The organism is Draconibacterium mangrovi (genome assembly GCF_010586825.1).
Classification (GTDB): domain Bacteria; phylum Bacteroidota; class Bacteroidia; order Bacteroidales; family Prolixibacteraceae; genus Draconibacterium; species Draconibacterium mangrovi.
Map to the genome: position 1 here is coordinate 62,587 of NZ_JAAAGB010000017.1, position 9,073 is coordinate 71,659.

Consider the following 9,073-nt stretch of genomic DNA (forward strand, 5'->3'; position numbering starts at 1 on the left):
TCATTCTGTTTCGATTTTAATATTTTCTGATTGATGAATATTTCCTTTATCGTCAACGATTATACATTCTATTTGAGGCAACTGGTTAATGCGGTCGAGACCCACATCAATTCCCATTACAAAAACTGATGTTGCCAGTGCATCGGCCAGTTCGGCCTTTGGCGCAAATACAGTAGCACTGATAATGCCGTGTGCCGGATAACCGGTTCGCGGATCGATGATGTGTGTGTAGCGTATTCCGTTGAATTGTACATATTTTTCATAGTCGCCCGAAGTTACCACCGCACCATTTTTAATGGGCAGCAATGCAAAAGCCTTGTCTTTGTTCATCGGGTTGGTAATGGCCACTTTCCAGTACGAGCCTTCGGGTTGTTTGCCCCAGGTATTCATATCGCCCGATGCGTTTATGATACCGGCACTCACACCTTTGCTCATCAGCAATGCTTTGGCTTTGTCGGCTGCATAACCTTTGCCTATGGCACCAAAACCAATCTTCATTCCCTCTTTTTGCAGGAAAACGGTTGAAGCTGCTTTGTCCAGCACAATGTTCTTATAGCCGACCTTTGCCACTGAGGCCGCAATGGTTGCCTCCGAAGGCATGGCTGTCATACTGCCATCGAAATGCCAGATGCGATCCATCGAGGCATAACTGATGTCGAAAGCACCATCGGTGAGCTCCGAGATTCGAATGGCCCGTTCGATCAGTGCAAAAAGTTCGGGCGATACTTTTACAGGCTGTATTCCTGCGTTTTTATTTATCGCCGACGTTTCGGAATTGGCATCCCATGATGAGATCAGCTTCTCGATGCGCTGAATTTCAGCAACTGCCAGATCAATATAGTCGTTTCCTTCCTGCTCGTTGTTGGCAACAACAGTAATGTCGAAGCGGCTTCCCATAAGTTTTAGCGTTCGTTTGTAAGGTTGCTGGCAAAAAACCGGCAGCCCCATTATTACTAAAACCAATAGTATTGCTATGTGGCGAACCATTAGTTCACAAAGGTTTCAAGATGTTTGATGTATTCGTCGGGCGTGAGTTTTTTATAGCCCGTTTCGCCCAGTACTTTCCCGGTTTTGTCCAACACTACCACCAGCGGAAAAAAACCTTTTTGGTTGTACTTTTCGGCCAGTTCTTTGTTGGCTTTCACCTGCCCGCTGTCGGGCTGGTTCTTTTTTTGGCGCGGGAAATCGGCTTTATAAAGCACAAAATGCTCGGCCGAGTAGTTTTTAAATTCATCTGAACTCCAGATCTCGTTCTCCAGTTTCATACAAGGGGCACACCAATCCGACCCGGAAAATACCAGGATGACGGGTTTGTCTTCTGTTTTTGCAGTTTGTAATGATTGCTGAAAATCGCTTTGCCAGTTTTGACCAAACGAGATACCCGAAAGAATAAGGGTAAGTAGAAAAGTCAATGAGGCACTTTTTAAAATTAGTTGTTTGCTCATTGTTTTATTCTGTTAAAATTATCGAATCATCTAGATTTTTCGATATGTATAACTTAACAGCGTTCAAATTGTTTTGTCATATTGTAAATTTAACAGAATTTAAATGTAGAAGAACTGGAGCTTAGTCCTCCGGAGGGATGTTATTTCGGTTGTTTACAACAAGATGAAAACCCAGTTGCTCAGCTTTGTCAACATCATTTTCGGCAACTCTGATTGCGATTAAGTTACCGGTTGGACATGAGCAAGCCAAACAAACCGGACCTGAATAGTAATTGATTTTTCGTACTGAATAAACTGCAATGTTATTGTCCTCGAGATAGGCTGTTACAGCTTGTTTGTAATCGCCGGAGCCTTCGTAAAATTCGTCCCAGCCATTCATGCAGCCGGTTTCAACAATATCCATTTCAATGCCTTTTTCATCGTTGCAGGCAGCAATGGCAAACAAGAAGACTGAAAGAATTAGAATAATACGTTTCATAACAGCAGTTTGGCTAAAGATGCTTTTGCCGGTTTAAAGGTTGCGTTGTGGCGTTTCCGGTACTTCGCCTGCTTTGTAAAAACGTGTTGTAGGATAAGCGAATTGAATATCGGATTCTTTATTAAAAGCGATAAGAATATCTTGCCAGAGTAAATTTTCCGATCCGCGTCGTTGCCTTGGATTGCAAAGGTAGCGAACGGTTAAACGCACGCCAAAGTCCATCACTTTGGTATATACAATTGGCGTGAGGTGCTTGTAATAAATCATATAATTTTTGCTGGCCTCCTGAATCTCTTTTTGCGCTTTTATGTGAATGTCTTTTGAATAATCGTGAATAATCTGATCCAAAATGTCTTTGGCTTTTTGCCAGTTGCTTTCAAATGTAATGTTCACTTTCATTTCGTTCCAGATGTACTCAAAACCGGTACTGAAATTGGCCTGTGGTTCAAGAAAAACCTTGCCGTTTGGCATATGAATAATTCGGCCGGTACTTTGGTCGGCGTCTACCCAATTTCCGATTTCAAGTATGGTAAACTGAAAAAGCCTGATATCGATAACATCGCCGGTGTGCGGGCCAACCTGCACACGGTCGCCCACATGAAAAGGTTTACGCACGACGATAAAAAACCACCCGGCCAGGTTCGTGATCGGATCTTTTAAAGCAATGGCAATACCTGCAGTAAATAAGCCCAGGAACGTGCCGAATTCTTCAAAGGCATGAATCCAGACTGCACTGATCAATATTAATCCTGAAAAAGGAATAATAAAGGAGAGGGCACGTTTCCACGAGTAGCGGATTTTTACGTTTTGCGTTTGCCGCCAAACAATACGCAGAATTAACAGGCGGATGATCGACAAGAAGATCAGGATAAGAATCGAGATAATTATTTTGTGCTGGGTGGCAGCACTCAGGCCCGTTTGGTCGGTAATAAATTCGTTTATCTCCCTCATTTATATCCGGATTAGCGTTTAGCGGAAGTTACGAAATATTTCGTTTTGTTCAATTATAGTAATTGAATTGTGTGTGATAATTATAAGACACGTCCTTAACTTTCAAAAAAAACTAATCGTTACCTTATTTAATAAAACTGGATAAAATTGTGAAGATAAGATTGGTATTTGCCCTATCAGGCGGATTTTACTCTTTGGCTTAGCCCAAACAGTAAACAGAAAACCCAAGGCTGCGTCCGCTTCCCTCGGAAAAGCTACGTGATACCGCCTAAAATTCCTGAAACTTCCCGATACTACGATCGGGACAGGCAGTCGTTCCTCCTCAAACAACAGTAATTTTTTAACGTCGCCATCACTTGTTTTCCGGCTCACCGCCCGAGGCCGAAGCTTCGAAGTTAATTTCCTAATTTGCCAACCTTGCATAAGTGGAACGGCCTCTTTTGGTCTTTGTCCGAAGTTGAAAATAAAACCTTAATGAGAGCGGGAAGCTCCGAGGGCGCGAGGAGATCACCCGTCCGAATTTAGGTTTTATGAAAACGTAGGGGGAAGATCAAAAGTAGCCTTGAACTTTCTGCTTCGTCGTTGCTTCAAGGCAAAGATGAAGGCCTCCGGCAGGAGATTTCAGCAAAAATATTCCTAATATCTGGGGCTACTTACTAAAAATCGGATTAAGATTTGCGAAAACTACAGTAATGAATTTCCGCTACTCAATTGCCTTCTGTTCTTTCGAATGAACAAACAAAATAGTACCCAGGTCGTCGTAGCCTGCAAAAGTGTTTTCTTTTTCGTGTTTTACCATTTCTTCGCGCAGCCCCACCAAAATTAAACCGGCATCTTTCGATGTTTTATTGATGATTGTCCGTGTAGAAATTTCATCGGTGCGCTGAATAATCTTGATATTTTTTTCGGTAATCGGCATCCTTCCCGACAGCACCAGCTTTTTCATTTCCTGTTTTGATTGCTGCACTTCGTTTTCGTGGCAAACCACAAAAATTTCGATGCTCGCCTTTTTTGAATCAGGATGCCCCAGAATTATAAAACTCAGCAAAATCATCAGGTTGGCATTCTCAGTGTCGAACGAATTTATCCAGACGTGGATACCATTCTGAATTTTCATTTTTTTAGGCGACGATGCCAACACACAAATATCAAAATCTCCACTGTTTACCAACGCAAAGTTCTCAATAATTCTTCCCAGGTTATCGGGTTTATCTTTGTTGTATTCAAAAATAACCATGTTGTTTTCCATACCCGCAACACCCGGAATTTGGATAGCCTGTGCAATGGCAGAAGTGTACGATGGCGAAATAATAGTGTCGATGTAAACGTAGTTTTCTTCGTCAGATTCTTCAAGCATCAGGTTAAGCATCTCATCTGCTTTTTCAACGGTTTTTGAAGAATAATAACCTTCTATGAGGTATAAAAAAGTCCCAAATCCGTATTTGTACGAAATCCAGCTTAACAACTGAAATGCGCGGTTATTGTGGGTGGTTTTATCCGAAATACAAATAGCACTGGGTCGCCACTCGTTTTGTTTTACCATTTTTTTGCGTTTCTGCAGGTGTACCTGCAACTTCCTGTTCAGCTGAAAGAGCGAGTTGGCAAACAGCGATGCAAAGTCTTTGCGGTGTTTGTGGTAATGGTTAATGTACAGGTAAATCAATGTCATAGCTCCGGCTGACAGCAAGGCGTATGATGTACTGATTTTAAACATCACCCAAATGGATACCAGGAAACCAACCAGCGACAGGTACCAGCGCGAGCGGAAAGTAGGGCGGTAGGATGGTGAAGCTCCAAAGTGATTCAGAAAGGAAATAAGACACAGCGAACCGTAAGTAACCATAAAAAACATGGAGATGATAGATGCCACAGCATTTACATCGCCCAGCGCTACAAAAACAAATGCAATGGCCACGGTAACTATTGATGCATTTTGTGGTTCGTTGTCGGCCGGATTAGCTTTGGATAGCCAGCGGTTGATTCGTTTCGATGGGAAAGCATGATCGAGCGCCAGCGCCTGCAACGTTCGTGGAGCCACCATTACCGAACCCAAGGCAGACGAAATGGTTGACGCCGCCAACCCCAGCGGTACGATTACCGAACCGGCTATGGCTATTTTTCCCATTATCAACTGGTGTTCCAGCAGATCTGCTGTTGATGCCGACATGGTGAGTTTATAAACAATAAAAATATAAAGTATCATGCCGGAAACCGTTGCCAGCACTGTTCCGAGCGGAATGGATTTCGATGGATTTTTTAAATCGCCCGACAGTCCGACTCCGGCAGTCATTCCGGTAAACGCGGGGAATATAATGGCAAAAACAACAAAGAAATTCTCAAAATTCCGAAACTGATCACCGGAGAAGGGCAGGCTTGCTGTTTGCGAAAATTCTGTCGATCCGAAAAAGAACATAATGATGGATATAAACAAAATAGCCACCACAAAATAAAGTGCTTTAACGCCCAGGTTGGCTCCCTTTTTAATAATCAGAAAAGCCAGACCTGCCATAACGGGCAAACTGATGGCCTGCCGCGGCAGAAGAAAATCATATTTATCAGCGAGCAGATTAAAAAAGAACTCAAATGCTTCGGTAAAAGCAATAACATAAAATGCAACACTAATGGCCTGCGAAAAGAAAAGCGCAATACCAATTGTGGCACCAATATTCAGTCCAAACGAGCGCGATATAATAAAATACTCACCGCCACCTTCAACACGTTTATTGGTGGCAATCTCGGAAATGGCAAGTGCCGTAGGAATGGTTACCAGGTGCCCAAGGAAAATAATCAGGATAACGCCCCAAAAGCCCAGCGTACCTACTGCATAACCAAAACGAAGAAATAAAATTGCTCCTAAAATGGTTGATATAGCTGTAAGAAATACCGGGGCTGTTCCAAACTTGTTGCTGTGTGTAGTCATAAATGTACTTTACAAATCTGCGTTGAAACGAGCATAATAAAAAGCTTTTTTAATACTCAAGAGAATGATTATGCGAGTTCCATAATTAAAAATAAGCAATTATAAACGAATGAAAAGATAGAATGTTTTTTTGTTAATCAAGCAAATCAAAGTCAATATTCTACATATTCTGCAAAACCTTTTTCCACCAGCTCATCGTTAAGGGTTTGCTCGTTGTCGGTAAGGCGGATAGTCCCGATGTAACGTCCAAATTTACCCACCTCTTTGTCGGTTTCAACAATCACCTGGTTGTCATTGTTCGTTATCCGCTCAATAACAAATGCTTTGGCTTTCATGCCATTTTTATATTCTTCCGAATCCTTTTTTACATTGTACGTTTCGGGGGTGTTTATGCCACGGAGACGAATACGCTGAAAAGTGGTGATTTTAAATCCGAGGTCGATAACCAGGTCGATAGTATCGCCATCAACCACACGGTCAACTGTTGCTTTGTAGGTGTACATATTTATGTGTTTTGTTCCCCTCAAGATACGGATTTGGAAGCGAATAACGTAATTTATTCAACAGCTATTTATAGTCGGCCTTTTGTATAAGTCGTTGTGTTGTACTAAATTCGGAAAAACGAATAAAACGAAAATGCCTGAATTAATACAATCGAAACCGCACGGAGTAAGGCAGTGGGCTTTAATCGTAGCTCCGCTAATAAGTTTGTTGGTTATTCTTTTTGCCGATCTCGATCCGCAGAACCGGAATGTTACCTATTGTTTTGCCATCGCCTTGTTGATGGCCATATGGTGGATAACGGAAGCCATTCCACTGGCAGTAACGGCTTTGCTTCCGGTGGCACTATTCCCGTTGTTTGGCGTAGTTGACGGGAAAACGATTTCGGCCATGTATTTTAACCATCTGATTTTTCTTTTTATTGGCGGCTTTTTAATGGCCTTTGCCATGGAGCGGTGGAATTTACACCGGAGAATAGCCTTGCGCATTTTGCTGGTAGTAGGAATCAGTCCGGGGCGTATTTTGCTGGGATTTATGCTGGCTACATCTTTCTTATCGATGTGGATGTCGAACACGGCCACAGCTATGATGATGGTTCCTATTGCTCTTTCGATAATTATTAAACTTGAAGAAAGCCTGGGGGAAAAGAAAATGGGGAAGTATGCGATCGGCCTGCTTCTGGGAATTGCGTATTCAGCATCAATTGGCGGAGTCGCAACGCTGGTAGGTACGCCACCCAATTTGTCGTTTGCACGAATTGTTAGCATCATCTTCCCCGAGATGACCGAAATTTCGTTTGCCGACTGGTTTATTTTTGCGCTTCCGGTTACGGTTCTTTTATTTGTAATGGCATGGCTTATTTTGTATGCGATGTACAAACCCAAAAAGAGCTGGAAAAAGGTTCACATTGATCAGTTTCGCGAAGAATACCAGGCGCTGGGTAAAGCAAAATCCGAAGAGAAGATCGTACTGATTTTATTTGTTATTCTGGCGTTTTTATGGATATTCCGGTCGGGATTTACCATTCAGTCGTTTGAGATCCCCGGTTGGTCCCAACTGTTCAAAAATCCGTCATATATCAACGATGGTACGGTGGCCATTTTTATTGCGCTCTTGCTTTTTATCCTGCCGTCGAAATCAGAAAAAGGCGAGCGGTTAATGAACTGGAAAACGGCACGAAAAATACCCTGGAACATTGTGCTTTTATTTGGTGGCGGTTTTGCTCTGGCACAGGGATTTGTGGAGTCGGGGCTTTCGGTTTGGTTTGGCGAGCAAATGGCCGGACTTGCCAATGTTAAGCCGATTGTTCTCACTTTTGCCAATGTTACCATGATGTCGTTCTTAACCGAACTAACGTCGAACACGGCAACTACCGAAATGATTCTGCCTATTCTTTCGGGGCTTTCAACCACTATCAAAGTTAATCCTTTGTTGTTAATGATTCCCGCCACCCTGGCGGCATCGCTGGCTTTTATGCTGCCCGTAGCTACACCACCCAACGCCATAATTTTTGGCACCAACCGCATTCAGGTAAAAGACATGGTTAAAACCGGGATACTGCTCAACATGGCCGGAATTATTGTGGCCACACTGGTTATGTATTTCTGGGGTGTTTTAGTGTTTGATATTGATGTTTCGGTATTTCCCGATTGGGCAGCCGCCGCTGGGGCCGGATAGTTACAGCTCTCCGATTCAGCCACCCCACACAATTCAAGCCTATGAGTTCCTATTTTGCTTTTTTTGTTGGCAGCCGGGCTTTCCGCTTTACCTCTTTTGTCAAAGCATGGTTTTTGTAAACGGTACGGGGGCTCCTTTCATCCGCCTCCATCCGTTAACAAAAATTTCACGCTTGCCTGCAACAGGGTGCCGCTGCAATCCCTGCCGGGGCGTTTCAATGCAACCAATAAAAAGATTCGGGGGGATTCCATCTTTTTTTCACCCGAGGTTATTCATAGTTAATCCCTTTGGGATATTGGCGCTGAAAGCGGCGAATGTGAATAACCCGGTGTGTAGCGCCGGGCTGAAATGACCGGAGGGAAATCGTCCGGCAAAGGTAGCTGATCAAGGATCGACCGAACTTCCGGACGAAAAGCAGCTGTCTTTTTTTGATCGTATTTCACAAAAAGATATGATTATTAGGCGCATAAAAAGGATGTGCCTTGAGAAACATTTCTGATTGCGCCTTTGATTTGTCTTCGTATTAACCACGGGTTTCACCCGAGGTTATTCATAGTTAATCCCTTCGGGATATTGGCGCTGAAAGCGGCGAATGTGAATAACCCGGTGTGTAGCGCCGGGCTGAAATGACCGGAGGGAAATCGTCCGGATCAGACAGCTGATCAAGGATCGCCCGAACTTCCGGACGAAAATAAGCTGTCTTTTTTTTGATCGTATTTCACAAAAAGATATGATTATTAGGCGCATAAAAAGGATGTGCCTTGAACAAGTTTTCTGATTGCGCCTTTGATTTGTCTTCATATTAACCACGGGGTTCACCCGAGGTTATTCATAGTTAATCCCTTCGGGATATTGGCGCTGAAAGCGGCGAATGTGAATAACCCGGTGTGTAGCGCCGGGCTGAAATGACCGGAGGGAAATCGTCCGGATCAGACAGCTGATCAAGGATCGCCCGAACTTCCGGACGAAAAACAACTGTTCTTCTTTGATCGCATTTCACAGAAAAAAGCACCCAACCCGAAGGATGGATGCTTTTGTTAACCTTTAAAACAAAATTTATAATAATTATTACTATTTATTCATCTTCGGGTGTTGGAGGTT

Annotated in this window: 7 protein-coding genes; 1 reads left to right on the forward strand and 6 read right to left on the reverse strand. The window is 43.2% G+C overall.

Going from position 1 to position 9,073, the window contains the following annotated elements:
* The 6 genes from G4420_RS22575 to G4420_RS22600 form a co-directional block, all read right to left on the reverse strand.
* Positions 1 to 987, reverse strand: a complete 987-nt coding sequence (locus tag G4420_RS22575) for an FAD:protein FMN transferase (protein WP_163326219.1) — start codon at positions 985 to 987, stop codon at positions 1 to 3.
* Positions 987 to 1,445, reverse strand: a complete 459-nt coding sequence (locus tag G4420_RS22580) for a thioredoxin family protein (protein ID WP_163326220.1) — start codon at positions 1,443 to 1,445, stop codon at positions 987 to 989. The genes G4420_RS22575 and G4420_RS22580 overlap by 1 nt, the downstream gene beginning before the upstream one ends.
* A gap of 121 nt (positions 1,446 to 1,566) precedes the next feature.
* Positions 1,567 to 1,923, reverse strand: a complete 357-nt coding sequence (locus G4420_RS22585) for a hypothetical protein (RefSeq protein WP_163326221.1) — start codon at positions 1,921 to 1,923, stop codon at positions 1,567 to 1,569.
* 33 nt (positions 1,924 to 1,956) lie between these two features.
* Positions 1,957 to 2,874: a mechanosensitive ion channel family protein gene (locus tag G4420_RS22590; RefSeq protein ID WP_163326222.1), complete on the reverse strand. Its 918-nt coding sequence runs from the start codon at positions 2,872 to 2,874 to the stop codon at positions 1,957 to 1,959.
* Between the two features lie 703 nt (positions 2,875 to 3,577).
* The gene (locus G4420_RS22595; RefSeq protein ID WP_163326223.1) at positions 3,578 to 5,794 is read right to left on the reverse strand and encodes an APC family permease; all 2,217 of its coding nucleotides are present in this window, start codon (positions 5,792 to 5,794) and stop codon (positions 3,578 to 3,580) included.
* Positions 5,795 to 5,946: 152 nt separating this feature from the next.
* A complete protein-coding gene (locus tag G4420_RS22600; protein ID WP_163326224.1) occupies positions 5,947 to 6,297 on the reverse strand; it encodes a thermonuclease family protein in 351 nt (116 codons plus the stop codon).
* A 133-nt stretch (positions 6,298 to 6,430) separates the two neighbouring features.
* Between G4420_RS22600 and G4420_RS22605 the strand changes: the two genes are divergently transcribed.
* The gene (locus tag G4420_RS22605) at positions 6,431 to 7,972 is read left to right on the forward strand and encodes an SLC13 family permease (protein WP_163326225.1); all 1,542 of its coding nucleotides are present in this window, start codon (positions 6,431 to 6,433) and stop codon (positions 7,970 to 7,972) included.
* Positions 7,973 to 9,073 lie beyond the last annotated feature (1,101 nt).